26 protein-coding genes and 1 tRNA gene (1 of these 27 cut by a window edge) are annotated in these 26,387 nt (G+C 31.9%); 4 read left to right on the top strand and 23 right to left on the bottom strand.

Annotated elements, in window-relative coordinates; genetic code table 11:
• Positions 1-263 precede the first annotated feature (263 nt).
• From C8269_RS11100 to C8269_RS01080, 7 genes are all read right to left on the bottom strand, one after another.
• Positions 264-377: a daptide-type RiPP gene (locus C8269_RS11100; protein WP_325034669.1), complete on the bottom strand. Its 114-nt coding sequence runs from the start codon at positions 375-377 to the stop codon at positions 264-266.
• 591 nt (positions 378-968) lie between these two features.
• The gene (locus C8269_RS01100) at positions 969-1,856 is read right to left on the bottom strand and encodes a helix-turn-helix domain-containing protein (RefSeq protein ID WP_106460017.1); all 888 of its coding nucleotides are present in this window, start codon (positions 1,854-1,856) and stop codon (positions 969-971) included.
• Between the two features lie 101 nt (positions 1,857-1,957).
• Positions 1,958-3,127: an IS256 family transposase gene (locus C8269_RS01095; protein WP_106460016.1), complete on the bottom strand. Its 1,170-nt coding sequence runs from the start codon at positions 3,125-3,127 to the stop codon at positions 1,958-1,960.
• 597 nt (positions 3,128-3,724) lie between these two features.
• On the bottom strand, positions 3,725-3,883 hold the full coding sequence (locus tag C8269_RS10745; RefSeq protein WP_158698365.1) for a hypothetical protein: 159 nt from the start codon (positions 3,881-3,883) through the stop codon (positions 3,725-3,727).
• Positions 3,884-4,061: 178 nt separating this feature from the next.
• Positions 4,062-4,148 (bottom strand) — tRNA-Leu (locus C8269_RS01090).
• 31 nt (positions 4,149-4,179) lie between these two features.
• Complete coding sequence (locus tag C8269_RS01085) at positions 4,180-4,737, bottom strand: phosphatase PAP2 family protein (RefSeq protein ID WP_199792140.1); 558 nt, start codon at positions 4,735-4,737, stop codon at positions 4,180-4,182.
• Entirely contained in the window at positions 4,737-6,041 is a 1,305-nt protein-coding gene (locus tag C8269_RS01080) for a CapA family protein (RefSeq protein WP_106460014.1), read from the bottom strand. The genes C8269_RS01085 and C8269_RS01080 overlap by 1 nt, the downstream gene beginning before the upstream one ends.
• Positions 6,042-6,154: 113 nt before the next feature.
• Here C8269_RS01080 and C8269_RS01075 point away from each other — a divergent pair, with 113 nt between their 5' ends.
• A complete protein-coding gene (locus C8269_RS01075; RefSeq protein ID WP_106460013.1) occupies positions 6,155-6,517 on the top strand; it encodes a PaaI family thioesterase in 363 nt (120 codons plus the stop codon).
• Between the two features lie 44 nt (positions 6,518-6,561).
• Here the strand turns inward: C8269_RS01075 and C8269_RS01070 are convergent, their stop codons facing one another.
• From C8269_RS01070 to C8269_RS01055, 4 genes are read right to left on the bottom strand one after another with little or no spacing between them, the layout of a single operon-like run.
• On the bottom strand, positions 6,562-7,317 hold the full coding sequence (locus tag C8269_RS01070) for an iron ABC transporter ATP-binding protein (protein WP_106460012.1): 756 nt from the start codon (positions 7,315-7,317) through the stop codon (positions 6,562-6,564).
• On the bottom strand, positions 7,314-8,309 hold the full coding sequence (locus tag C8269_RS01065; RefSeq protein WP_106460011.1) for an iron chelate uptake ABC transporter family permease subunit: 996 nt from the start codon (positions 8,307-8,309) through the stop codon (positions 7,314-7,316). Before C8269_RS01065 ends, C8269_RS01070 begins: the two co-directional genes overlap by 4 nt.
• Positions 8,310-8,311: 2 nt before the next feature.
• Complete coding sequence (locus tag C8269_RS01060) at positions 8,312-9,283, bottom strand: ABC transporter permease (protein ID WP_106460010.1); 972 nt, start codon at positions 9,281-9,283, stop codon at positions 8,312-8,314.
• A gap of 2 nt (positions 9,284-9,285) precedes the next feature.
• Positions 9,286-10,353, bottom strand: coding sequence for a siderophore ABC transporter substrate-binding protein (locus tag C8269_RS01055; RefSeq protein ID WP_106460009.1), 1,068 nt, complete (start codon positions 10,351-10,353; stop codon positions 9,286-9,288).
• A gap of 149 nt (positions 10,354-10,502) precedes the next feature.
• Between C8269_RS01055 and C8269_RS01050 the strand changes: the two genes are divergently transcribed.
• Positions 10,503-11,405 (top strand): diacylglycerol/lipid kinase family protein, encoded by a 903-nt coding sequence (locus C8269_RS01050; RefSeq protein WP_106460008.1) that lies wholly within the window; start codon positions 10,503-10,505, stop codon positions 11,403-11,405.
• A gap of 40 nt (positions 11,406-11,445) precedes the next feature.
• Here C8269_RS01050 and C8269_RS01045 read toward each other — a convergent pair whose 3' ends face one another.
• From C8269_RS01045 to C8269_RS00990, 12 genes are all read right to left on the bottom strand, one after another.
• A complete protein-coding gene (locus C8269_RS01045) occupies positions 11,446-13,059 on the bottom strand; it encodes an alpha-amylase family glycosyl hydrolase (RefSeq protein ID WP_158698364.1) in 1,614 nt (537 codons plus the stop codon).
• An 8-nt stretch (positions 13,060-13,067) separates the two neighbouring features.
• The gene (locus tag C8269_RS01040; protein ID WP_106460006.1) at positions 13,068-14,384 is read right to left on the bottom strand and encodes a sodium-dependent transporter; all 1,317 of its coding nucleotides are present in this window, start codon (positions 14,382-14,384) and stop codon (positions 13,068-13,070) included.
• A 51-nt stretch (positions 14,385-14,435) separates the two neighbouring features.
• Entirely contained in the window at positions 14,436-14,876 is a 441-nt protein-coding gene (locus C8269_RS01035) for a methionine--tRNA ligase subunit beta (protein ID WP_106460005.1), read from the bottom strand.
• A gap of 156 nt (positions 14,877-15,032) precedes the next feature.
• On the bottom strand, positions 15,033-16,268 hold the full coding sequence (locus tag C8269_RS01030; RefSeq protein WP_000240830.1) for a tyrosine-type recombinase/integrase: 1,236 nt from the start codon (positions 16,266-16,268) through the stop codon (positions 15,033-15,035).
• Positions 16,269-16,345: 77 nt separating this feature from the next.
• Positions 16,346-16,555 carry an excisionase gene (locus C8269_RS01025; protein WP_009345237.1) on the bottom strand — a complete coding sequence of 70 codons (210 nt, stop codon included), beginning with the start codon at positions 16,553-16,555 and terminating at the stop codon, positions 16,346-16,348.
• A 435-nt stretch (positions 16,556-16,990) separates the two neighbouring features.
• A complete protein-coding gene (locus tag C8269_RS01020; protein WP_073998066.1) occupies positions 16,991-17,401 on the bottom strand; it encodes a sigma factor-like helix-turn-helix DNA-binding protein in 411 nt (136 codons plus the stop codon).
• A gap of 220 nt (positions 17,402-17,621) precedes the next feature.
• Positions 17,622-19,043 carry an ABC transporter ATP-binding protein gene (locus C8269_RS01015; RefSeq protein ID WP_035112626.1) on the bottom strand — a complete coding sequence of 474 codons (1,422 nt, stop codon included), beginning with the start codon at positions 19,041-19,043 and terminating at the stop codon, positions 17,622-17,624.
• Positions 19,031-19,726, bottom strand: a complete 696-nt coding sequence (locus tag C8269_RS01010) for an energy-coupling factor transporter transmembrane component T family protein (RefSeq protein ID WP_180371952.1) — start codon at positions 19,724-19,726, stop codon at positions 19,031-19,033. Before C8269_RS01010 ends, C8269_RS01015 begins: the two co-directional genes overlap by 13 nt.
• Complete coding sequence (locus C8269_RS01005; protein WP_106460004.1) at positions 19,713-20,303, bottom strand: MptD family putative ECF transporter S component; 591 nt, start codon at positions 20,301-20,303, stop codon at positions 19,713-19,715. The genes C8269_RS01010 and C8269_RS01005 overlap by 14 nt, the downstream gene beginning before the upstream one ends.
• Before the next feature lie 10 nt (positions 20,304-20,313).
• On the bottom strand, positions 20,314-22,047 hold the full coding sequence (locus C8269_RS01000; RefSeq protein WP_106460003.1) for an ABC transporter ATP-binding protein: 1,734 nt from the start codon (positions 22,045-22,047) through the stop codon (positions 20,314-20,316).
• 1 nt (position 22,048) lies between these two features.
• On the bottom strand, positions 22,049-23,779 hold the full coding sequence (locus C8269_RS00995) for an ABC transporter ATP-binding protein (protein WP_019118520.1): 1,731 nt from the start codon (positions 23,777-23,779) through the stop codon (positions 22,049-22,051).
• Between the two features lie 57 nt (positions 23,780-23,836).
• A complete protein-coding gene (locus tag C8269_RS00990; RefSeq protein ID WP_019118521.1) occupies positions 23,837-24,475 on the bottom strand; it encodes a TetR/AcrR family transcriptional regulator in 639 nt (212 codons plus the stop codon).
• A 523-nt stretch (positions 24,476-24,998) separates the two neighbouring features.
• On the opposite strand from C8269_RS00990, the gene C8269_RS00980 reads away from it, so the two are divergent.
• Positions 24,999-25,355, top strand: a complete 357-nt coding sequence (locus C8269_RS00980; RefSeq protein WP_106460002.1) for a plasmid mobilization protein — start codon at positions 24,999-25,001, stop codon at positions 25,353-25,355.
• 1 nt (position 25,356) lies between these two features.
• Positions 25,357-26,387, top strand: the 5' portion of a protein-coding gene (locus C8269_RS00975; RefSeq protein ID WP_106460001.1) for a relaxase/mobilization nuclease domain-containing protein. Its footprint extends 301 nt past the window's final position; the window shows 1,031 of its 1,332 coding nt (coding positions 1-1,031); it begins with the start codon at positions 25,357-25,359; its stop codon lies beyond the right edge, outside the window.

The following is a 26,387-nucleotide window of genomic DNA, read 5'->3' as shown; positions in this document are numbered from 1 at the left end:
TTATTATTTTTATTTTGAAAGTAATTAGCAAGTTAAATAAAAATATCTAACTTGCTATAAAATTACTAACAAACTACACCAAGCCCTATAAGTGCAAGTCCAAATCCCATACCTACTGCAAGACCAGCTGAAAAATCACTTACTGGGGCTTCAATTAAATTCATCTCTTCGAATTTCATTTAATACTCTCCTTATATAATATATTTAGGTTATTAAAGGAACCCTATAAACCTTTAATTACTGAATATTATTCAGTTTTACAATTAGCAACAAATAATTGCGCCAACACCAACAACAAGAATGGTTCCTACTGCAACACCACCCCAGAATTGACCATCAGATGGTGCTTCAATTAGATTCATTTCTTCAAATTTCATTACATTCACCTCCTCAAATAATATATTTTAATCAGGTTTTACCCTTAATTAATCTAATATCATACTTAACAAAATCAGTTAATCATAGATTTTCCCCTTATAGGGGAAAAAGAATCTTTTTTAAAGTTTTATGTATATATGAGCTTTTATTTGCTAACAAAATTATAGTAAATATTACAAAATATAACAAGAGACACCTGTCATATTTGCTTATCTATATACATTTTTCAAGTAAAAAACATTTTTTTAATAATATATTTTATTAACCAAAGTTTATCTTTGTCAAGTCCATAATATTGTGTAAAATTTACCAGCACAATATTTACTATCTCATTTCAAAACAAAGTAAATAATAAATCGATTTATGATTATATTGTAAAGTATAAATAAAAATTTGTACAGGACACATGTGTCCTGTACAAATTATCTATAAAATTATATAATTTTAATAAAATATTAAGAAAGGTTTTAACTATGAATAAAAAACTCAAATTTTTAAGCATTATAATATTGGTAACTGCATTGATTTTGCCATATAGCTCACCAGATGGTAGGGAAGATGATATAATAGATTTCTATTCAATTAATGATTTATTTTAATATCAAGCTATTGTATTTTCGTTCGATAGTTTCATTTAATCTTACAAGGCCAGATAATTTAGCGCACATTTTAGAATAGTTTATTGACTTACTATAAGTTTCATATCCTAAGTCAAGTTCACATATGAATTTATCATAATATAACATAGATAGAGCTTCTAAATCTTTATTTGTAGTCGCTTCATTTATAGCTTTTGTAATTAATTTTATAGCGTCTTTGCTTCTAGAGTCTATATAGAGTCTATTTATAATGGAATTGTATATCAGCATCTTTACAACACTATTATTGCAATTTTGGGATAATTTATCTAATATTTCATAATTGCTAAATGATTTATATTCTTTAAAATCATTACATATATTTACTAAGACCCTCATCTCTATAGTAGAATACTTCCTATCAAGAATATTAGAATTATTGTATATTGTTGATGTAATCTCTTCATATTTTTCTTTAAAATCGAATTTATCAACTTCCTTATTCAGTATTCTATCCATAAATAGTCTTAAAAGTTTTATATTTTTTTCTTTTCCCATCATTAACTTATTATCATTTTCAATTATAGAAAGTTTCTTTGATAGGATTTCTGCTTCATTTTTTTCGATAAAGATGCTTGCTACTCCTAATTTATTTAATATTTCTTCATAAAGGTAGTCTGTTTCAAAAATATTTTTATAATATATATCAAGTAAATCTTCGCCATATAAGTTTGAAAGCTCTATAAGATGATCAATTGAAATATTTTTAACATTTCCATTTTCAAGCATAGAAAGACTCCTAACACTCATCCCTGTTAAAAACTCTACGTCTTCTTGACTGAGATTATTGACTAATCTGATGTTCTTTAATATCTTGCCAAATTCTTTAATTTTTATCACACTTACTCCTTAACTCAATAAAATATTAAAATAATTTTATTAGAATAATTCTTAAAAGTCAAGTCCATAATATTGTGTAAATTTTACTAGTACAATATTCACTATTTCATTCTAATATATAATTTAGAAGATGTTATCCAATCCTCATTGATATCAATGAGGATTGTGCCTATTAGACGCATAGCTAAATCTTCATTAGGAAATATCCTAACTACTTTTTCACGTCTTCTGACTTCTTCGTTTAGTCTTTCTAAGCAATTAGTTGATCTAAGTCTGCTATGAATTACGTCAGTAGCTAAATATGCAAAGGAGTCTTCAAATCCTTCATCTAAGGTGTTTAAAGAGTTTTGGAATTTCTTTTCTTTTTCATATTTTAAGAATATTTCTTCTTTCATTTTTCTTGCCAAGTTGATATCTTGGATTTTAAATAGTGCTTTGATATCAGTTCTAAATTCTTCAGAGTTTTTCTTTGGTGATTTTGATAGAATATTTCTTAAAAAATGAACTTGGCATCTTTGCCATATTACATTTACGAATGTTTCTTTTATTGATTTTACAAGACCTTTGTGAGCATCTGATATTACCATTTTAAGTCCAAATAGTCCTCTAGCTTTTAAGTATTCAAAGAAGCTTAACCATGAATATTCACTTACGCTAGAACTTAGGTCTAAGCCTATGATTTCTCTATTTCCTTTTTCATTTATTCCTATTGCGATGTGACAAGCTTTTGATACTACTCGATTGTTTTCTCTTACTTTTATGTATACTACATCTACAATTATGTAGGGATATTTTATCGTGCTTAGGTCACTATTTCTCCATAGTTTTACTTCTTCGTCAAACTCCTTAGTTAAAGATGATACAAAGGATTTAGAATATGTTTTACCGCACATATTTTCTATTACCTTGGATACCTTTCTTGTTGATACTCCTTGGAAATACATTTCTAGCATTGTTGTAAGTAGAGTTTTTTCGTTTCTCTGATACCTTTCAAAGACATCTGTTGAGAATTTACCATCTCTTGTTCTAGGTACTCTTAAGGTTAATGTTCCTATTTTTGTTGTATAGTCACGTTCATAGTATCCATTGCGATAAGTGCTACGATTAGAATCTCTTTGATAAGCTATATTTTCTAAGTATTCATCTCTTTCTTTTTCCATAATCTCGTTAAATACCTTGGTTAGAACGGTTCTTGCCATATCGTTTTTAACTTCTGCGTTAATTAAATTTTGAATATCTTCTATGTTTAATGTAAAATGTAATTGGGTCATTTGTTCCTCCTAGTTGGTTTTTGTGGTTAAAAACATTGTACTAGTTTAGGTTTCAAATGACCTTTTCTTTTTACACAATTATACGGACTCTATCTTTATCTTTTCACATTTATTATTCTTTCTTAAATTACTATACTTTTCGTAGGTTACATCTGATATAGTTCCTATCCCTGAACCTCACAGCGACATTTTGTTCTACTTGCCTGGCTTATATCATCGCCTACTTCCCCATAGATACATATCCTTACAGACCGCTCATTTAATTTTCAAAGAACATCTGGAGATGGGATATTGTATTTTTGCTATTCTTCCCGTATGTCCATAATCTTTGAAATAGGGCTTATTTTTTTGGCTTTTCCACGTTGTGGACATGGTATGATATAATGTTTATTAAGAATATTTTGTATTTTATATTTGAGATTATTCTGTATTAAAATAACTTATCTTATAGAATACAAAATCTAACAATAAATTATAAATTCTCTTTTACTGTTAAATCTTCATAAGGGTTATCTCCGTCTGAGCAATAGCTAATTTTTTTCTATATCACAGCTATCTAACTTTCCCCCCTGAATATCAATTCACCATCGGTTTGCTCTATCGGACCCATAATAATCCTAAATAATGTAGTTTTCCAGAATCATTAGGACCTACTATTTCATTAACCGTATTTTCTTCAATTTCTAGAGAAAAATCATTAAAAAGCTTCTTATTTTTGAAATTTTTACTCATGTTTTTTACTTCAATAACATTCATAAAATCACCTCTTGATACTATTCTAAATGAATCAAATTAATTTTACATGAGTAAAAACTGCAAATTTTTTTAGTAAAACCTTATTTATAGACAATAAAAAAATCTATTGAAACTTGTTAGTAACAATAGATCCTAGATTCATATAAAGTTTATTATTTAAACAACTTATAAAACATAATGGTGCCGGTGGTGGGACTCGAACCCACACGCCCGGTTGGACAACAGATTTTGAGTCTATCTCGTCTGCCAGTTCCGACACACCGGCCTAAATGCTTACCAAATTATTATATCACATTTTAGGTCCAATGTAAATTATATTTTTCTTTTATTTGCTTATATTTTTGACTTTCGTATATTTTTATGGCTAGGATTCCTATTCCTATGCCTATTAGAGCTCCTACTAGGACGTCTGTTGGGAAATGAACGTATAGATAGAGTCTTGAGAAGGCTATTAGAACTGCTAGGATATTTGTGTATGTTTTTAAGAGTCTTGACTTGTTTAGAAGGCTTATTATTGTCGCAAAGGTGAAGGCGTAGGATGAGTGGCCTGATGGGAAGGAATTGTCTGATAGCTTGTGGATTAATAGGTCACTAAAACCTGTCACTTCGTAGGGTCTTGGCCTTGCTACGATGTTTTTTACTAGGATATTTACAATTATGAGATTTAGGATAAAGGCAAGGATCATTACCTTGCCTTGTTTTTTTAAATCTCTTGCTGCTAAGAATATTATTATAAAGCTTATCCAAATTAGTGATAAGTTTCCCAAAGATGAAATAGTGACCATAAATTTATCTAGGGGATTATTTCTCAAGCCTTGGATGGCATTTAGGATTCCTATTTCAAAATTTTCCATTATTCCACTCCTGTATTTGCTGTCTCTAGAGTCATGTCGTAGGCTTGTTTTATCCTTGCCCTTTGGTTTTCATTTACATAATCGTAGTATTTTCCACCATCTAAGAAGTCTTCTGCTAGGTAGGTCTGAACGTTTCTGCCGAAATCATCATAGGTCGTTCCTACCCAAAGTGGGTGGAAGCTTACATCTGAGATTTTTTTATCACCGCTATTTAGGTCCTTTTGAAGTTCTATTTCTAGGGCTAGGGCTTGTTCTACCCTGATGTCTTTGTTATTTTCCAGACTTTGGAAGGAAATGAAATTACCTAGAGCGTAGGCTATTAGGCCTTCTCTGCCGTCTTCTGCCTTGTAAAGCTCAACTGGCTCTACTACGTGTGGGTGGTTGCCTATTACTAGGTCTGCTCCCCATTCTATCATGTTTCTGCCTAGATTTATCTGAGTATCTACTGGATATGAATGGAACTCTACTCCCCAGTGTGGATAGACTATTACAAAGTCGGCTCCCTGGGCCTTGGCCTTTTTGATGTCTTCTTTTACCTGGGTCTCGTCTGTTAGGTAATTTAAATTTTCTACTTCTTCCCTAGGCACTATGAGATTTTCCCTACCATTGCATCCATAGGTGTAGGCAAGGATGGCAATTCTTATGCCATTTATCTTCTTAGTTAGGATTTTTTCTGACTCATCTCTCATACTTCCCACATAGGAAAGACCTGCATCTTCTACAGCATCCATGGTTGAAAATACTCCCTCAAGCTCTGTATCCATGGAGTGGTTATTGGCTGTTGTTACTACATCAAAGCCAGCATCTTTAATAGCTGTAAGGAAGGATTCAGGTGCATTAAACCTAGGAAATCCTGCATAAGGCTGGTTGGGATTGGTTGTTGTCTCATAATTTCCTATTGCTAGGTCTGAATCTTTTATAAAATCTGCTACATACTCAAATGATTTAGAAAAATCATAAGCCCCACCACCCCTGTTGTAGGCGTATTGGATTTGAGCAAGGTGGGCCATTATATCTCCCACCGCCTTGATTTTCACCTTTTTAATATCTTCTTGTTTTTTCTTTGAGCTTTTATCTTTCTCTACCTCTGATTTTTCAGCACTTTTTGAAGCGCCTATTTCTTTTTGAGCTAGCTTTTGTGCCTCTTCTTCTCTTTTCTGATTCTCTTCTACCTTTTCTAGTTTATTTATTAAATCAGCTATATTAGAGTTCTTATCTTCATTTGAATCGTTTTTTGATCCGCATCCTACAAAAACTACCAGGCTTAATAATGTTAAAATAAATGATAAATATTTCTTCTTCATAAACTCTCCTTATATACACTATACTATTTATTACTAGTATTAATCACTTATTATTTGTTGATGAAAGTTATTCTAATTACAATATAATTATAGGGTAGAATAAAGGAGTTTTTATGAGTTTTAGTGATTATTTTGATATGGAGAAAGATATTATAGATGAAAATTGTCTTATTTTAAGAATTCCCTTCAAGGAGGATTACTTAAATAAGATAGGTGCAATCCATGGTGGGGTTATAATGACCCTTGCTGATAATGCATCAGGTGACCTTGCCAATTCTTTTGGAATGGTGGCCCCTACTCTTTCAATGACCACTCACTTTTTAAGACCGATTATTGAAAGTAAGTATATCTACGCTAAGGCAGAAATTCTTAAAAAGGGTAAAAGAATTATAACTGTAGATTGTACAGTTTATGGAGATGACGAGAAAATTGCAGCCACCACTAGGACTGAGTTTGCTGTAACTAAAAAAAGATAAAAAGGCTAGGCCCATGATAAGATTTTTATCAAAAGGCCTGGCCTTTAATTATATACTGCAATTTTTCCTTTTGCTGAATCTAAAACGCTTATGTCTGTATCAAATATTTCTGTTAAAACATCTGCTTTCATTATTTCATCAACGCTTCCAGATAATACTAGCTTGCCATCTTTCATGGCTAGTATCCTATCTGAATAAGCTGCTGCAAAGTTTATATCGTGGATAACCAATAAAATTGTCCTGTTAAACTCATCGCAGGCTTTTCTTAGGTATTTCATCATTGATACACTTCTTGCAACATCCAAATTATTTAAAGGTTCATCTAGTAAGACATACTTGGTATCTTGGGCTAATACCATAGCCACATATGCCCTTTGTCTTTGACCTCCTGATAGCTCATCAAGATACCTGTGTTCTAGACCTTTTAGGTCCAGAAAATCTATATATTGATCGATTATCTCCATATCTTTAACGGTAAGCCTACCCTTTGAATATGGATACCTCCCAAAGGAGATTAGCTGACGTACGGTAAGTTTAGCTGTGAAGTGATTTTCTTGCCTTAGGATGGATAAAATCTTGGCAAGCTCGCCGCTATGACAAGTACAAACATCCATGCCACCTATATTTATACTCCCTAGGTCCATATCAAGGAGCCTTCCTATCATAAGCAGGGTTGTAGACTTACCTGCACCATTTGGACCTATTATAGAATTTAGGCCGCCTTCCTTAATCGTAAAATTAATAGGACCTATCTTAGTCTCACTTCCATATATTTTTTCTACATTTTTTACTTCAATCATTCGCTCCTCCTTCTAAAGATTACTAACAAGAAGAATAATCCACCTACTAGCTCTATAAGTATTGATACCACTCCATTTGCATTGAAAATATGATTCATTACAAAATATGCAAGAGTGATTATAAAATAGGCAAAGACCAGGGCCATAACTAACAAATATTTATGGTTATAGGACTTGCAAAACTCATAGGTTAAACTTACCACCAAAAAGCCAAAGAAATTCATTGGCCCAATTAGGGCTGTTGACACACTCATGAGGATTGATACTACTATCAAGGCTAGTATTGTTGACTTTTTATAATCAAGGCCTAAATTAGTTGAAACTGCCTCTCCTAGGCTTAAAACATCAAGCTTCTTAGCATTGGCAAAAATTATAAAAGCTACAATAAATACGATTATAGCTGAAACTAAAAAATATGATGAATCAGCATTATTTACGGAAGCAAAGAGCTTAGCTTGAAGAACATCAAACTCAGATGGACTTAAGAGCCTTCTCATAAAAGCTGAAATAGACCTTAGGCCTTGGCCTAAAATAATTCCTACTAGAAGAAGGAAGTCAATATTTCTATTTGAGCTTAAGATGCTTGAAAATAAAGCCACACTCACTATTACCATTATAAGTATCTGACTTATATAGTAGGTCATACCTGTCATGGCTGTAAAAGCTGTAACTCCTAAAAAGTACATAGTGGAAGTATTTATTGTTGAGTAAATAGCCTCAAAGCCAAGAAGTGATGGAGTTATGATTTTATTATTGGTAACAGATTGAAAAATCAAGGTTGCTAGGGCTTGGCAAGTTGCTGCTATAAGCATAGCAATTATTGAATTTTGTCTTCTTTTTACAACTGGCAAAAATGATGGGGAATCAATTGGCACCGGGTTATTGTAGGTTAACAGTCCATAAATGTTTAAAAGTGTAAGGCAAATTAAAAAAGCTAAGATAAGGAAATATCTTGTTTTATCCTTGCTTTGTCTAAAAGATATTTGATTCATATTTAACTACCCACTTTCTTTCTAAACAAGAGGATTAAAAATGAAATAGAACCCAAACTTCCCAGGATAAGGGAAACTGGTACTTCAAATGGTGCGATTATTGTCCTAGATATGAGATCTGCTATGATTATAACAAGCATGGAAATCAGGGCAATATATGGCAAATTCTCCCTAAGATTATCTCCCCTATAAATTGATACCAAGTTTGGAATTATTATCCCAAGGAAGGGAACATTTCCAACTACACTTGCCACAAGACCAGTAGCTAGGGATATTAAAACATTTCCAACAAGGATTATCCTCTTATAATTAAGGCCTAGATTGGTTGATACTGCCTCTCCAAGGCCTGCTAGGGTTAACTTGTCAGCATAAATGTAAATAATAACCGATATTATTATAATAAGGTATAAGTATTCATATCTACCCTTTTGCATTGGTGCAAAAGATCCAGCAAACCAGACTTCAAGAGATTGCATCATATCAAATTCTAGAGCTACAAAGGTTGAAATTGCAGATACAACCGCCCCCATCATAATGCCTATTATCGGAACGAACAATGACGATTTGAACTTAATATTTCTTAAAAGGAGAAAGAATACCATCGATCCGATAAAGGCAAATATGATTGAAAAGCTTGTTCTTATAAAAAGACTAGCTGAAGGGACTAAAATATAGGCAAGGATAAGGCCAAGGCCCGCCCACTCTATAGTGCCTGTTGTAGTTGGCTCTACTAGCTTGTTTTGACTTATAAGCTGCATAACTACTCCTGCCATACTCATGGCAAGGCCTGTTAGCATAAGGCTAAGGGTCCTTGGTATCCTTGTTATAAATATCATCTTCCACCCTTCAGGGTTTTCCCTAATATTATAGGCCCCTGTAAAAATGGATAAAATTGCCAGTCCAAAAACCAAAAGTAAGAGAAAAATTAAATTCTTATCTATTAATTTTTTATGACTAGTTTTTTGACTTTTCATACTTATTTAGAAAATAATTCCTTAAGGCCTTCAAATATTTTTATGAAAGTTTGAGGAGATTCGTTTGTGTAGGTATCAGCAGGTGCATAGTATACCTTAGAATTTTTAATAGCATCTGTTGATTTTAAAGCCTCGCTTCCTTCTATAACATCCTTAGCAGGGGTTGATTCTTCACCTTCCTTAGTAACAGCAGCATCCCTATCTAGGACTAAGAGGTAAGCTGGGTTAGACTGAGCGATAGCCTCTACAGATATGTCATCTCCCTTGTGGTCTGTTGATGAATTTTCTACTTCTATAGCAGGTTTTAGGCCGAGAATTTCATATAGTGGACCCCAAACCCTACCAAAACCTGGAGCAGAGTATCCGATTTCTCCACCACTTACTACTACAGACATTACAGTGCCTTCCTTGTAGGCTTCCTTAGCTTCTGCTATAGATTTGTCTAGTTTTTCTATAAGGGCCTTTGCTTCATCTTCCTTATCAAATATTTTACCAAGGGATTCTAGAGAATCTTTAAGTCCATTAACTAAATTTTCGCCAGGATTTGCCGCCTTATCACTCACATCCCAGTTTAGATCGATAACATCAGCATTTGGGCAAAGCTTTTTAAGCTCTTCTGTATATTTACCAAATCTTTGGCCAACTATAATTAAATCTGGGTCAGCTGCAGCAATTACTTCAAGATTTGGCTCTTTGTGGTTTCCAATATCTTGGATTTCATCGTTTTTAACAAAGCCACTTGTAGCTGGCATAATTGGTTTTGGAGCAGCTACTGGTGTAATTCCCCATTCTTCAAGTGTTTCAAATGTTCTATTGTCAAGAGCTACTACCTTTTTAGGGTTTTTCTTTACTTCGACTTCGCCAGTCAAATCTTTTATTTTAACTGTAGCAGAATCTGAAGCTGTATCTTTAGCTTCTTCTTTGTTCTCATCCTTAGCAGCTTCTTCTGGCTGAGCTTGTTGTTCAGTTTGAGCTGCTTCTTCCTTTGGAGCTTCTTTCTCAGCTCCATTTCCACATGCCGAAAGGCTAATTGATGCTAATAGCATCGCAATAAGTAATTTGTTTTTCATTATATCTCCTTATGAAATTGATTATTGATATCATAATCTTAGCATAAGAAAATTTTAAAGTCAAATATATTTTGAAAATGATTCTTATTCGCATTATAAAATAGCTTTTATAATCTAAAATTATTAGTATAGTCATCTTAGGATTTATTATGAGAAAGATTTTATTTATTATTAACTCAAAGGCAGGTAAAACTGAATTTGACATAAAAAAAGAAGATATAGAAAATACCTTTAGGAGGGTCAAAAGGCTATCAGAAATTGAGGTTGTTAACACAAGATACAAGAACCACACCAAATATCTAATAGATGCCTTTGATAGCCTTGATTATGAGGAGAAAGTTGTCATAATTTGCGGTGGGGATGGGTCTCTTAATGAGCTAGTAAATGTAGCCTATGGCAAGAATATAGCTATCGGCCTTATTCCAATGGGTACTGGCAATGATTTTGCAAAAAATTTTGATTATGATTCCTTTAAGCTCACTGACCTCTTAGATTTTAGGATTAAGCCAATAGATTTGATTAAAGTGAATGACTTTTATTCCATAAATGTAACAAGCATTGGCTTTGATACCCAGGTTTTGGAAAAAGCTTATGAATATTTGGACAAGAAGCCAAAACTAGGAAAGAAAGCCTACCTAAAAGCTACACTTGCAAGTCTTATAGATCTAAACTACGAGAACTTAAGCTTTAAATTAAAATTAAAAGACGGTTCACATTTTGAAATATCTGGTGAGTATTTAATTTCTGCCCTATGCAATGGATCCTATTATGGTTCAGGTTTTAACCCTGCTCCTGAGGCTAAAATAGATGATGGTTACTTAAACCTTATCTTAGCTGATAAAATACCACTTCCAAAGCTTCCTAGCATGATTTTAAAGTATAAAAAAGGTCGCCACCAAGCTAGTAAATATCTCAGGGAAATTGAGGTTACAAAAGGTAAAATCATTTCTCCTAAGGAATTTATTGCCAATGCCGATGGCGAAATTTTTAGGGCCAAGGAAATTGACTTTAAAGTCCTACCAAAGGCCATTAATTGGGTTTATTTTAATTAAAAAAGCTTATCATCTCAAATTGAGATTGATAAGCTTTTTATTATTTAGCCTTTTTGCTTCTTAAAATATATATAAGTATAAGAATTATAAAGCCAAGACCTAAAAGCCAATACAAATTAGGCTCAAAACTAGATTTTGTTTTGAAATCTTCTGGCAGGCTTGATTCTTTGGAAAGTATTACCGTTCCCCCATTATCTCTTGAAGGAATTTTTAAGGTCACTTTATTTCCGCTTAGCTTAACTTTTTTCTGATTGTAAAGGTCGTATAAGTTTTCATCAGATTTTAGGTCAAAGCTAATAGTTTTTTCCTCATCACTAGTATTTAAGCCGATAATTAACTCACTATCTCCTAGGCTCCTAGCAAAAACAGATACAGTATCATCCATGTATAGGCTTTTCCTATCGCCTCTTGCAAAAATTTCTGGATAAGCCTTCCTTATTGCAATTAATTTCTGATAGTGATCTAGGATTGGGTTATTTTCTGTCTTTGACCAGTCAAAGTCATACCTATTTTCGCTAAATACTCCCTTGTCAAAATTGTCCTTTTTGCCTGATTGGCCAATTTCTTCACCATAATATATGACAGGTTGGCCCTTGGCTGTAAGTTGTAAGGATGAAGCTACTAAAAATTTGCCTACATCCCCACCTAGTCTTACTTTTAAAAACCCATCTTCATCGTGGGATGATAAGAATTGGCCCATTTGCCTATCTTGGCTTATCTCTGAATTTCTTTTTGCAAGTCTATTTTCTGTTTCAGAAATTTTGCCACGGACAAAATCTTTTGATAGGTCTTTAAATTCAAAGTCTAAGAGGGAATCCATCATACTTGGGTCTAGATAGCCTCCATCCTTTAAAATAGAAGCCCCAAAATTTTCCCCTATCATTTTTATATCTGGCTTAGCTTTACGAGCCTCAGTCTTGAAGTCTTTCATGGTATCTTTATCAACATGCTTAACTGTATCGACCCTAAAATAGTCGATCCCATTTCCCTTTGCAGTCTTTATATTTTTTAGCCAAGCAACTTGCCAGGCAATTATCTTATCTCTAACGCTCTTATCTTCTGTTTTAAAATCTGGCAGGCCAGCAAGCTCTGTTTCTATATCACCAGCCCCGCTTTTTTCCCTGTGCATACCAGTAAATGGCCCTTGGTTTTTAGTTCCATAACCTGAATGATTGATTACTACATCTACCATTAGCTTTATACCATTATCATGGAGGGCATCGATTAAGTTTTTAAAATCATCTTCACTACCCAAATGTGGGTCAAGCTTGGTAAAATCTTCTGCCCAATAGCCGTGGTAAGCAAATTGCTTGCCACCCCTATCTGCCATCATGTTTGAATCGATATTTTTTACAATCGGTGTGATCCACAAGGTCGTAATTCCAAGATCTTTTAGATAGGGAATTTTTTCTATTATTCCTTTAAAATCACCACCATGATAGGCTTCTAAGTGCTCTTTATCAAAGGACCCTTCTACATTAGCTGGATTGTTATTAGATTCATCTCCATCAAAAAACCTATCGGTCATTATCATATAGATAATTTCTTCATCCCAGTCTGAATTTTTCTTATTTTCTTCTGCAAAAGACTTAGGTGCTAATATTAAAATTAAGGCTAAAAATATACTCAATAGCCTAAAAAATATTTTTTTCACTGCCCCTCCTAGAATGAAATATGATATCTTATTGCAATGAAGCATAGGATAATTGCAAGTGGAACATATAAAAATCTTCCAAGATTGTACCAAATATTTCCATATTTATTTGGATAATTTTTGTTTACTTCTGCCAAAAGTTCATCTTTTTTGATTACCCAAAACCATGTTATGGCTCCAATTATCCCGCTTATTGGCAGGATGTATATTGTTATGACATCCATCCATGGACCCCATTTGCTTATTGGATGGAGGAAGATTCCTCCTAAGTAGATTATTACTATCAAAGCAATTAGGACTAGGTTTCTCTTTAATTTTGGAAAGGAGAAGACAATCGCCTCTGCCACTGTTTCTATCATTGACTGGATAGAAGAAATTCCTGCAAAGACTATAGCCACAAATAAAATTAAGGCAAAGATTCTGCCAAGAGGCATCTGTCTTAGGGCTTCAGGTAATACTATAAATAAAAGCTTTGGACCTGCTTCTGGTGAAAGTCCATAGGCAAAGGATGCTGGTATCATAACAAAAGCACTTAGCATAGCAGCTAAGGTATCAAAAGCTGATGTAGTTGTTGATGCTTTTACTACATCTTCCCTATCTGGAAGATATGATCCATAAACAACCATTACAGTTCCAACTAGGGATAGGGAAAAGAAAGCTTGACCCATGGCTGCTACCCAGGTTTTAACTTCAAAAAGCTTTGCCTTATCCAAAGTAAAGATAAACTTATAACCATCGCTTGCCCCATCTAGGAAGGCCACCCTAAGAACCAAAACTAAAAATAAAACAAAGAATAATGGCATCATCAACTTGTTAGTCTTCTCTATTCCCTTTGTCTCATAAGCTAGGGTGAAATAAACCATTATTAATAGAATCAAGTGGACACCTACAAGTCTAAAGTCACTTGTAGATATGCTTTCAAACCAAGCCTGGCTATCCATAGCGAAAAGATTACCGCTAATTGTATCTATAAGGGCCTTTAGGACATAGGTTATTACTACCGCATAACCTACTGCAAGGAGGGTTACACCAATCATTGGTAACCATCTGATGATTTTACCAAAGCCTTCCATATTTCTTTCCTTGAAGGCTTCTTTGTAAACAACCATTGGCCCTGACTTATATTTTCTTCCGATAGCATTTTCTGCTGCCAAGCCTACCCTACCAAATAAAAATATGAATATCAAATAAGGTATTAAAAATGCTAGACCACCATTTGCTCCAAGTTGATAGGGAAAGGCCCAAACATTGGCAAGGCCTACAGCAGAGCCCACGCAGGCCATGACAAAGCCCCAGGAATTTGTAAATTCGTTTCTTTTTTCCATAATTACTCCATAATTTTTAAAAAAAGTGCCGACAAAGCGGCACCTTTCATATTAATATATTTTTGCTCCAGCTGGTATTGATGGGTCAAGCATTATAAGATTTAATAATTCCTCGCCATCGTATTCACATACTGCTGATAAAAGCATACCACAAGACTCCTCACCCATCATTTTTCTAGGTGGAAGGTTGGTTATAGCAAGTAGGGTCTTGCCTACTAATTCTTCTGCGCTATAGTTATTTTTAATTCCTGATAGGATTACCCTATCTTCACCCGTTCCATCATTTAGGGTGAATTTTAGAAGTTTTTTAGACTTTGGAACTTCTTCACAAGACTTAACCTTTACAACCCTAAAGTCTGATTTAGAAAATGTTTCAAAATCAACATCTTCTTCAAATAATGGCTCAACTTTTACCTTTGATAGGTCAAGTTTAATCTTAGGAGCTTCTTGGCTTGTTTTATTTTCTGACTTTTCAAGACCAAGTGGCTTCATTGTTGGGAAAATCCCCTCTACATTAGATAATTGTCTAAATCTCTATAAAAGTCTATTTTATGGTACTTCTCCATTTACGACAATTTGCTAACTCTCTATAAGTGCCTATAGATTTCTAGCAAATTGTCGTAAATTTGTCGTAAGCTGTCGTAAATTCTAAAATATAAATTTCATCGCTTTTTCAAATTCTCCCATCTGTTCTATCTTAAAATCTTCTGTTGCATCTACATATATATCCATTGTTGTACTAATATCAGAATGACCTAGAATAGACTGCATTGCTTTTGTATTTATATTTTGTTCATTAAGCCTTGTAGTAAAGGTGTGTCTGAAAATGTGATTGCTTAAATGTGGAACTAATAGAATATCATTAGAGCTCGATTTATTTTTATCCATTATACTTAAATTGCAATCTCTAACAATTCTTCTTAAAGCTTTATTAAGTGTTCCATTATTGTGAACCTTTCCGAATCTGTTTAAAAATACAAAGTCTTTAAATCCATCGATTGAATCACAACATTCGATTCCAAAAGTCTTTTGTAACTCTCTTTCCATAAGAAAAGCATCTTTTACTTTTTGAACCATAGGAATACTTCGCTTACCTGATGCTGTCTTCGGTGTATTAATAGCATATCTATTGTTTAATCCTTTACCTTTACTATAATATACCAAAGTCCTATTTACATTTATAAGACCATTATCAAAATCTAGATCGTCCCATTGCAATCCTGTGACTTCTCCAACTCTCATTCCCGTCCAAAGCATAACAATGAATATTGGATACCATTTTCTATATTCATCACTATTAGATAAATATTCTTCAAATAGCACCTGTTCTTCTATTGTCATAGCTTTTTTCTTCGGAGATTCATTTCGATAAGCTACTTTCAATTCCTTCAAAGCATTGTCAGACGGATTAAACCTTATATATTCGTCATCCACTGCTAATTCTAATACCTGATGTAAGACAGTATGGACACAATCTATGGTAGAAACCATCAATCCCTGGTCTTCCTTTAATCTGTTATAAAAACTTCTAACATCAGATCTTTTAATATCAGATAGTTTAATGCGACCAAAAGTCGGTTCTACAAATTGTTGATACATATAGATGTAATTTTTAAAGGTATTATCCTTTAAACCTCTTTTAACCTTTGTCCATAGCTTAAAAGTATCATTTACAGACAAGCTACTTCCTTCGTTGTTGATTCCATCTATAGTATTGCGTAAAATATCTAATTCCTTTTCTCTTAATTCTTTTAGAGTTTTCGCATAGATAGATTTTCTACGACCTATTTTGTCTTGCCACTTAAATTCATAAGTGCCATTTGACCTTTGATATTCACCGTCTTTTAAAACAACCCCTTTACTATCTTTGCGTCTTTTTACCATAAAAATTCTCCTTTTTTGATAAAAGACACGCTATAATTATTATACCGCATTATGCGTGTTTTATATATAGTTTTAGATTAAATAGAGAACTGTCTATTTAAATATTCTTCCATTAATTTTTTCTTAATAAGACGCTTACTTCCATTAAATAATACAAAATCACAATCATTTTCATCCGTTAATTGTCTAACTTTATCTTGACCAATATTAAAATATTCAGATGCTTCTTTTAATGTTAGAAATGCTTTCTCAGAAACACGAACACCTTTTATATTTTCGTTAATCATAAATCCTCCAAATAATATATTTAAAATATTTATTTTAATATTTTTAAAGTTTTTTGACATTGACAAGTGCCTTGGATTAGCAACATAGGAATCTCACCTCCGCCTCTGTTCAGGATGAGCCGGCTTCAACCTTAGAAGTATCATTATCCTCACTTTCTTCATAGCGAATAGGGTATCCCTCCCTATATTCAAACTCTTACTTATCGCTCCCTTTCTTCTTCCCTTGCTTTTAGCTTAGCAGTACTTGTTTTACCGAATTATTCAGCAGAAAGATCTTGGCGGATAGGTTATCACGCTCCAAAAATGATTAACGTCTTGTCTTGGTCTATTCAATTGTTAAGGTTCAAATATTGTTTAAATTTCTTTTAAAATAGAAAGAGGACAAAACTCCCCTCACTTTATAAAGGAAAATTTGCCCTCTTTGGTAACCAGAAATTATATTTCTTCTATAAGTTTCTTTAGTTTTTCTAAAATCTTATCTCGCCTTTTTATTAAAGCAGGATGTGATATATTTTGAGTCTTCGCTACTGCACGAAGTGTTTCATCATTGAAATATAATCTTTCAATTATTTCCCGTTCCTCCTCATTTAACTTTGACATTGCATTTCTTAGTGCTTCAATCATCATTTGTGTTGCGACAACTTTTTCTACATCAACATTTTTATCTTCTAGATTATTTTCAAAATTCCCATCGTGATTTAGAGACGAAAAAAATAGCAAGTGGTTTTTCTTGTCCACCTGCTCTAAATATTTTTCATGTTCTCTTTCTTGCCAGTAGACTTTGTATATCTGTTCGCTTACTTTGATTTTTTGCCCACCAACATAAAGGTAATATTCTTTTGTCATTTATGTTTCCTCCATTCTTTTTTGTCTTTATGTTTTCAGACAAAAAAAGGAGGACTCCTGCTCTTGGGCATGGTTAGTCCTCTAAAATGAACGAAACTATTTTTAATATAGATTCTTTTTGGATTTGCTATATTATTTTTAACAGATATATTATATAAATATCGTCTTTCGATGTTTAAGTCTATTTTCTCCTTGTTTTAATATATGATAAGTTGAAATATTACATTTGCTCAATAAATTCAAATATTTTTTCTTCATTATTAAATAAGACAAACCTATCATAATTATTTTTATCTAGAGTTAAAGCAGAATTACAACACTTAAAAAGAAATTCCAAATCATGAGTTATAATAACTATTGAAATCTTTTTAGAATACTCATTTATAAGCTTAGCCATGATTTCCATATTCTTATAATCAAGTCCTGATGTTGGTTCATCTAATATGATTACTCGTCTATTTGATAGAAAAGCAGTAATTACAGCTAGCCTTTGTTTCTGACCTCCTGATAATTTTTGAGGATGTGATGTTCTTTTATCCCAGAGATTTATTTCCTTTAAAAGTTTTTTTATTTCTTCTTTATCAGATGATATAGACAGGAGTTCATTTTCAACTGTATCTAAAAATATTTGTGAATCTACATCCTGCTGAACTAGGTAAGAATTTTTTAGTCTTTCTTTTTCTCGTACACCTATACTTGTATCTTGATTTTTTCCAACAAGTCCAGTTATTATTCTTGATAGAGATGTCTTACCCGATCCATTTTTCCCAAGTATTCCTAAAACTTCTCCCTTCTTTAAATCAAAAGAAATGTTTTCTAAAATGCTTTTCTTACCAACACTTACATATATATTATTAAAAAATTCTACAGAATCTTTTTCAAAAAAATTTCTTTCAGTTTTTAAGTTTCTTTCTTCTAAAGTCCTAAGTCCTAATTCTTTGGCTAGATTATTATTAAAATTTTCTCTTGTAAAAATTTCATTGATTGTTGCACCTTTCATAAACACAATTCTATCAAATAAGTTTTTTAGATAATAAAGTCTATGCTCGGCTAATATTATGGTTTTACCCATAGATTTTAATTCTTTTAAAATCTCTTTAAAGCTTTCAATAGAATCATAATCTAGAGAAGAGGATGGTTCATCAAAAAATAAAATTTTACTATCTTGAATAAGAGCTGAAGCAATAGCTACTCTCTGTCTTTCTCCTCCTGATAGTGAAAAAATAGATTTATCAAGCAGTTTTTCTATTTTAAGCAATTTACTTATAGACTCTATCTTTTCTATAATCAAATCTCTTTTAATTCCCAAGTTTTCTGCCCCTAAGGCAATTTCATCATAAACATTTGTACAAAAAAACTGATCTTTGGGATTTTGAAAAACAATGGATACAATTTTTGAAAGTTCTCCTTTTTTATATTCATTTATATCTCTTCCTAAAATTTCAACCTCTCCATCTAATTTTCCTTCATAAAAGCTTGGAAAAAGACCCGTAATTATTCTTATTAGTGTGCTCTTCCCACAACCAGAATTGCCTGTTAATACAATAAACTCTCCATCTTTGATATTAAATTTAATATTTTTTAAATTCTCATTTTCTCCATAAGAAAAAGATTTAATATTAACACTAATCACATTTTCCATAAACTTGCTCCTAGCATAAAAACTGTGCTAATCCACATAAAATAATCAAATTTTGAAAATTGCAAATTATATATGGATGTTTTTTTACAATCTATTTCAATCCCCTTTAAAATAATTGAACAGGTTAATACATCGCTTATTTCAAGACATTTATAAAGTAAAGGCACAAAATAAAGCTCAAAAGTCTTTATTGGGTGAAATATACTAGTCTTAAATCCTCTTATCTTTTGTCCATCTTTTATTTCTTGGAGTCTTATTTTTATTTCAGGTATAAACCTAAAGAATAAAGCAATAGGAAGTCCAAAGCTTGTAGGCATTCCTCTATTAGTAAAAGAAGCTACAATAAAAGATGCCGAATATAGACTCATGACTCTTGCCATAATAAATATAGGAGCGTAAAGAAATATAATTCTAAGCATGAGATATATCGAGCCAATAAAGACACCACCCAAATAATTTTCTAAAATCCTTATTAAAATAAAAATTACAATCAAAAATAAAGTAAATTTAAAACTTAACTTTAGTGAATAAATGGATAATGATAATAAGCTTAATAGTAGACATGTAATATAAAAAGCTTCATCTCCTATTGTGAGTATTATAGAAAAGATTATAATTAGCCCAATTATAGTAATTGGGCTAATTACTTCCTTTTTCTCTTTTTTACTTTTAACCAAGAACACTTTTTTTATTCCTACCAGCAAAAAACTTATTATAGATATATGATCCAAATTTTGCACCAATGATTGATGCAATTATGGAAATAACAAAACAAATTCCAATATTTGCAGGTGTGTAAAAGTTTCTTAAAAAGTCAAAGTAGTCCGCTCCCATCATTTCAAGCATCGCCTTAGATTTTGAAAAGAAAAACACAATTATGATAGGATGAAGTGAATATACAAACATACCCGCTCCAAAAGCAAGACCAACCTTACTATTGCCTCTATCATAATTTTCACTACTTCCCACTACAAGTTCAGCTAATATTCCAGCAATGGTATTTATAATTATAATAGGCCACATCCCCATAAGAGTGTAGAATAGTCCTATCAAAAAGAAATATAAAAATGCGGTCCCCCTCACCTTTACACTCCTTGCCAAAATTACAAATACTGGTGCTACTACAATCGTAGCAAAGGCACAAGACAAATATAAACTAGGCATTACACCTAAAGCTCCTGTAGCATAACCAAGTCCCATTGTTAACACAAATCCTATAACTGAAAAAACAGCAATTTTTACAATATTTTTTAAATTCATCTTCTCCTCCTTATTTAATTTTCCAATTTTCAGCTTTTTCTCTGATTTTAATGAAATCAGAATATATACCTTCTTCTTTAATTAATTCATCATGTTCACCTTTTTGAACAATTTGACCCTTTTCTAAGACGATGATTTGATCAGCGTTTTTTATGGTATTTAATTTATGGGCTATCATAATCACCGTCTTCTCTTTCATTAATGAGTTAATCGCAATTTGTAATTTGTCCTCATTTTCTGGATCAACATTTGCAGTTGCCTCATCTAAAATTATAATTGGTGCATCTTTAATAATTGCTCTTGCTATTGATATTCTTTGTTTCTCACCTCCCGAAAGATTAGCACCCCCTTCTCCTATTACTGTGTCATATCCCTTTGGCAAAGCCATAATAAAATCATGACACGCAGCTTTTTTTGCAGCATTTATGACTTCCTCATGACTTGCATTAGGATTTCCAAATTTTATATTGTTTTCAATAGTATCATTAAATAGATATACTGATTGAAAGACTATGGAGATATTATCCATCAATTCTTCTAAACTAATATCTTTTATATTTACTCCACCTATTGTAATATCTCCACTATCTACATCCCAAAATCTAGCAATGAGCTTTGATAGGGTTGTTTTCCCAGCTCCTGATGGTCCTATAAATGCCACAGTAGTTTTTTCAGGAATTTTAAAAGATATCTTATCGATTATTTTTTTATTTCCATAGGAAAAAGAAACATTATTAAATTCAATATTTCTTTTACTTGTTAACTTTAGACCAGACTTCGATTTCATCTCACTAAGCGACATAATATCATCAACTTTATCAATAGAACTTGCTACTATTCTTAGCTCTGACATTGAAGATCCTGCCTCCTGAATCTGAGAAAATATCATATAAGACATAATCAATGTCATCAAAGAGTTTGTTAAATTCATAGTTTGATCAAAATAAAATCTAATAGCCAAATACATCAATATAAATGATGCAACATTTAAAATTAGAGAAGAAAAAATTGTAAAAGGAGTAAATCTTCTCTCTACTTCTAAATTAGTTTTTTTACTCTCAAAAATAGCATCTCTTGTGTTTTTATCTCCCTTACCCGTTAAATTAAATGATTTAATAACAGGCATGGCTTGTATATGTTCTAAAACTCTATCAGATAAATTAATTTGGGCATTGGCTCTTTTGGGAGCAACTTTAGCTGAAACTTTTTGCATTCTATCACTAACATAAAGGTATATTAATGTTGCTATTGCAACTACAATCCCAATTCTAATATCAAAAATAAAAACCATGATAGTAAAAACAAAGGCTGTTAAAAATCCAGTAAGCATGGTTATGAGAATTGAAGGAACAGTGTTTTCTGTTTCGCTTAGCCCTGTTGTTAATATCCCTGAAATATTTTCCATTTTTGAATTATTTAGTAAACCCATTGGAATTTTTTTCAACTTATCTGTCATTTTAATTCTTGCATTTGCAACCATAAAATAACCTGCATGAGTTTGTCTTAACTGTGCGTAATAATTTGTTATCATTCGTCCAAATATAGATGCAAGAATAATAGCAAAAGACATTAAGGATGTTCTTAATTTTTCTCCATTATTTACAATACTTAACAAAATAAAATAAACGGCTCCCATTTGCAAAACATAAAAGAATGCATGAATTACTGATATAACTAAAGATTTATTTAAGTTTGACTTCTCCTTAGCTGAAAACCTCCAAATTTTACTTAAGGTTTCTAACATATTAATCCTCCTTTCCTATACTTGTTTTCCAAAGCTTCTTATAAGTCTCTGAAGAATTTAGAAGATCTTCATGCTTACCAGAGTCTTCAATTTTTCCATTATTTACTACAAAAATCTTATCCGAATCTTTTATTGTATATAATCTGTGTGCAATCACGATTACAGTTTTATTTTTAATTAATTCATTTAAAGAATTTTGAATTAAATATTCATTTTCTGGATCCATATAGGCCGTTGCTTCATCAAATATAACTATAGGGGCGTTTTTTAGCATTGCTCTAGCTATAACGATTCGCTGCCTTTCGCCTCCAGAAAGACTTTCTCCCTGTTTTCCAACCCTAGTTTCATATGCATTTTCCAAATGAGATATAAATTCATGACAGCCAGCTTTTTTTGATATCTCCTCAACTTCTTTATCGCTCGCCTTAGGGTCACCCATTCTTATATTTTCCCTTATAGTATCATCAAATAAAAAGTTATCTTGGGACACAAAAGAAACCTGATCATAAAGTTCTTCTAAAGGAATGTTTTCATAAGGAATATCGCCCATCTTAATCACACCCTTCTTTACATCCCAAAATCCTGCAATTAATTTTGCAATAGTAGATTTTCCACCACCTGACAAACCTACAAAAGCATTTTTAGTTCCTTCTTTTATTTGTAAGGAAATATCTGATAAAATTTCTTGACCATCTTCGTACTCGAAACTCACATTATTAAGCTCTATATCATGATTTTTAATAACAATTTTTTCTTCACTGTGAATTTGCTCAGTCGAATTAAGAACAGACTCCACATTTTCTACTAAAGTGCCTACTTGAGCTCCTATAGTTGTAAATCTCATCATAGTATTTAATAATCCTTGTAAGGAAAAGGATAAAATTATGGAAAGTAGATATCCTGTTAAGGATAAAGATCCATTCTTATAAAAGATATATCCCAATGGAAGTATAGCTAGAAGAGTAGTTGGGGTGATTGCTTTTGACATTGACATTCCAAATTGAGTTTTTGTCATCCAGTCATAATAATATTTAGCATTAGCATAAACTTTGTCGGTGATTTTTTTATAAGTTTTATCCGTCTGATTATATGACCTTATCACTTCTAACCCATTTACGTATTCTACAAGAGAAGAATTCATTTCTCCTCCGATTTTCATCGCACCAGCAAAATTATCTCCATAAGATTTAAAAACACTTGCCATAAAAAACATACCTATTGGAAATGATACGAGGGATAAGAGTCCCATTCTCCAGTCTACAAATAAAAGATATAAAAATACAAAAACAGGACCTAGTAAATTTGCTGTCATTTCAGGGAACATGTGAGCAAGTGGACTCTCCATACTTTCTACCTGATCAACTATTTTTTGCTTAAAAGCTCCACTTGGAGTTTCGCTTATTGTTCCAAGAGAAAGTTTAGGAAGTTTCTCTATCATTTTTATCCTAATATCAGCAAGTATAGAAAAAGTAGCCTTGTGGGAAATAGATAGAGACCATGCATATAATAAAGTTTTTAAAGCATAACCTAGTAGTCCAGTTAAACACCATAAGATATAGTAATTTTTATCAGTATCATTTGATATAAGTCCTTCAGCAATTTTTCCTCCACTTATAAAGGGAAGTATTCCAAAAATAACTCCAAGACTTGCGAGTAGCACTGACAGATTTAAACTTGACCTATGATTGTTCGCCAATTTCATTAGTTTTTTAAATTGATTTTCTTTTTTCAAAATTTCCACCTCCATAAAAAGATAACTTAGTTATCATATTTTTAAAAAAATTAAGGATTATAATCCCCTAATCTTTTTCCAACCATCATTAAAAAATCCTGCTATAATCTTTGCATTATGAACTGCTTCTTCCTTACTATTAGAATGTACTACTAATTCTGATAGTGCATAAATGTAAGCATGGTTTATAAGATGTAGTCCCTCATCAGTAATAACGCTCCTATATCCATTCTTATAAATTAGATTTAAAATTTTTTTATGATTTTCATCTTCAAATCCTATAATTTCATCAATAAAGTTCTCGTATTTTGTACCATATGAAGAAAAAATCAAAAGCTCAAAAATATCTTTATTATCATAAAAGAAAGATACGGACTTTACAGATGCTTCTTCTTTCATTTTCAGTATTTCTAATAACTTATTTTTACTTAACTCTTCATCAGATTCATAAGTTTTAAGACTTTTGTCTTCATAATTTTTATAAATATCAAGAATCTGACTTGCAAAAGGTTCTACCAAATTTGTAAACAAATTTTCCTTATCATCAAAATGACGGTAAAAAGCTCCTGTAGTTACCCCAGCTTCTTTGCAAATCTTTCTTAAGTTAGATTTCTCATAACCATCTTTTAAAAAGTTTTTTATACCACTTTCTAAAATTTTGCTATGAGTAGCATCATACCCACTTAAACTCAACACTCATTCACCTTCTTCCTACTACAAAATCCAACCATGATAACTTAGTTATCATTATATATACTCATCTTCTTTTTGTCAATACGCACAGTGGAAAATAATACTTAAGTATGATATAATTATTAATAATTAAATACACGCTTAACGCTTATAACTTTAATAGCAAGCACAGTAAGTGAGTACCCACTTACGAAAAATTGATGAAGCAGAACCTTTATGGACTGCTTCTTTTTTTATCAATTTTACCTTGTTAGGGAGAGCCCTAAGACCCCAATATTTTATGATAAGGAGATATACTATGGATAATAGAAAAAGAAATAATCAACTAAAAATATATTTAACAGATGAAGAAAAGGAAGTTTTTNACGCTTAACGCTTATAACTTTAATAGCAAGCACAGTAAGTGAGTACCCACTTACGAAAAATTGATGAAGCAGAACCTTTATGGACTGCTTCTTTTTTTATCAATTTTACCTTGTTAGGGAGAGCCCTAAGACCCCAATATTTTATGATAAGGAGATATACTATGGATAATAGAAAAAGAAATAATCAACTAAAAATATATTTAACAGATGAAGAAAAGGAAGTTTTTGAAAAGAAAATGAGACTGGCAAACTGCAAAACTATGTCCCACTTTCTTAGAAAATGCGTATTAGAAAAAGAGATCTACGTTGTAGATTTAGAACCATTTAGAAACCTACAATGGTTACTTTCAAATGCAACAAATAATATAAATCAGATTGCAAAAGCTACTAATACAACTGGTGTTATTTACAAAAATGAAATTGAATCTATGAATAATCAGATAGAAAAATTATCAAGAGAAATATGGCAGATCCATTCCCTACTTCTTAATAAATCAAAAGAAAGTTCTGGTGATTAATATGGCAATTACAAAAATACATCCTATAAAATCAACCCTAAATTTGGCAATAGATTATATTACTAAGAGTGAAAAAACTGATGAAAAAATTTTAGTATCTTCATTCAAATGTCATCCATCTACTGCCCATATTCAATTTTTGAAAACTCGAGAAGATAATGATACTAAAGGAACAGTCTTAGCTAGACATTTAATTCAATCTTTTCTACCAGGAGAGGTTGATCCTATAAAAGCTCACGAAATTGGAATGGAATTATGTAAGAAAATTTTAAAAGAAGATTATGAATTTGTTCTTGCAACTCATATAGATAGAGGGCATATCCATAACCATATTATTTTTAATAATGTTAATTACAAGACTGGTAAATGCTACCAATCCAACAAAAAAACTTACCATAAAATCAGATATCAAAGTGATGAGTTATGTAAAGAAAATAAGCTTTCAGTCATTGATGAATATTATGAAGCTTACAAGAGAAAATATAAAACTGCTGGTAAATCTTGGTACGAGTATGACCAAAACAAGAAAGGAAATTCTTGGAAGTCTAAACTGCAATTTGATATAGATAGAATGATTAATAAGTCTAAATCTTGGGAAGAATTTTTAGAAAATATGAAATCTCTTGATTATGAAATTAAGTTTGGTAAACACATTGCTTTTCGCCATAAAGATAAGCAAAGATTCACAAGGGCAAAGACTATCGGAGAAGATTATACTGAAGAGAAAATCAAAGATAGAATAGATTTAGCAATTAAAAATAAAGCTAATCCTATTAAAAAACGAGTAGGAAATGTTATTGATATATCTACTAATGAAAAAGCTAAATCCTCTAAAGGTTATGAAGTTTGGGCAAGAAAACATAATATCAAAACAATGGCTGATTCTATAATTAAGCTTAGAGAACAAGGAATTAATTCAATTACACAACTCGATGATCTAATCAAAAAATCTGCTGATGATAGACAAGACTTGTTAGATAAAATAAAGAAAATTGAAACTGAGATGAAGAGTTTATCCCAAGATATGGAAAA

The organism is Anaerococcus sp. Marseille-P3915 (assembly GCF_900258475.1).
GTDB lineage: Bacteria > Bacillota > Clostridia > Tissierellales > Peptoniphilaceae > Anaerococcus > Anaerococcus kampingae.
The sequence above is the reverse complement of the archived record's forward strand: the minus strand, read 5'-3'. Positions and strand labels throughout refer to the sequence as shown.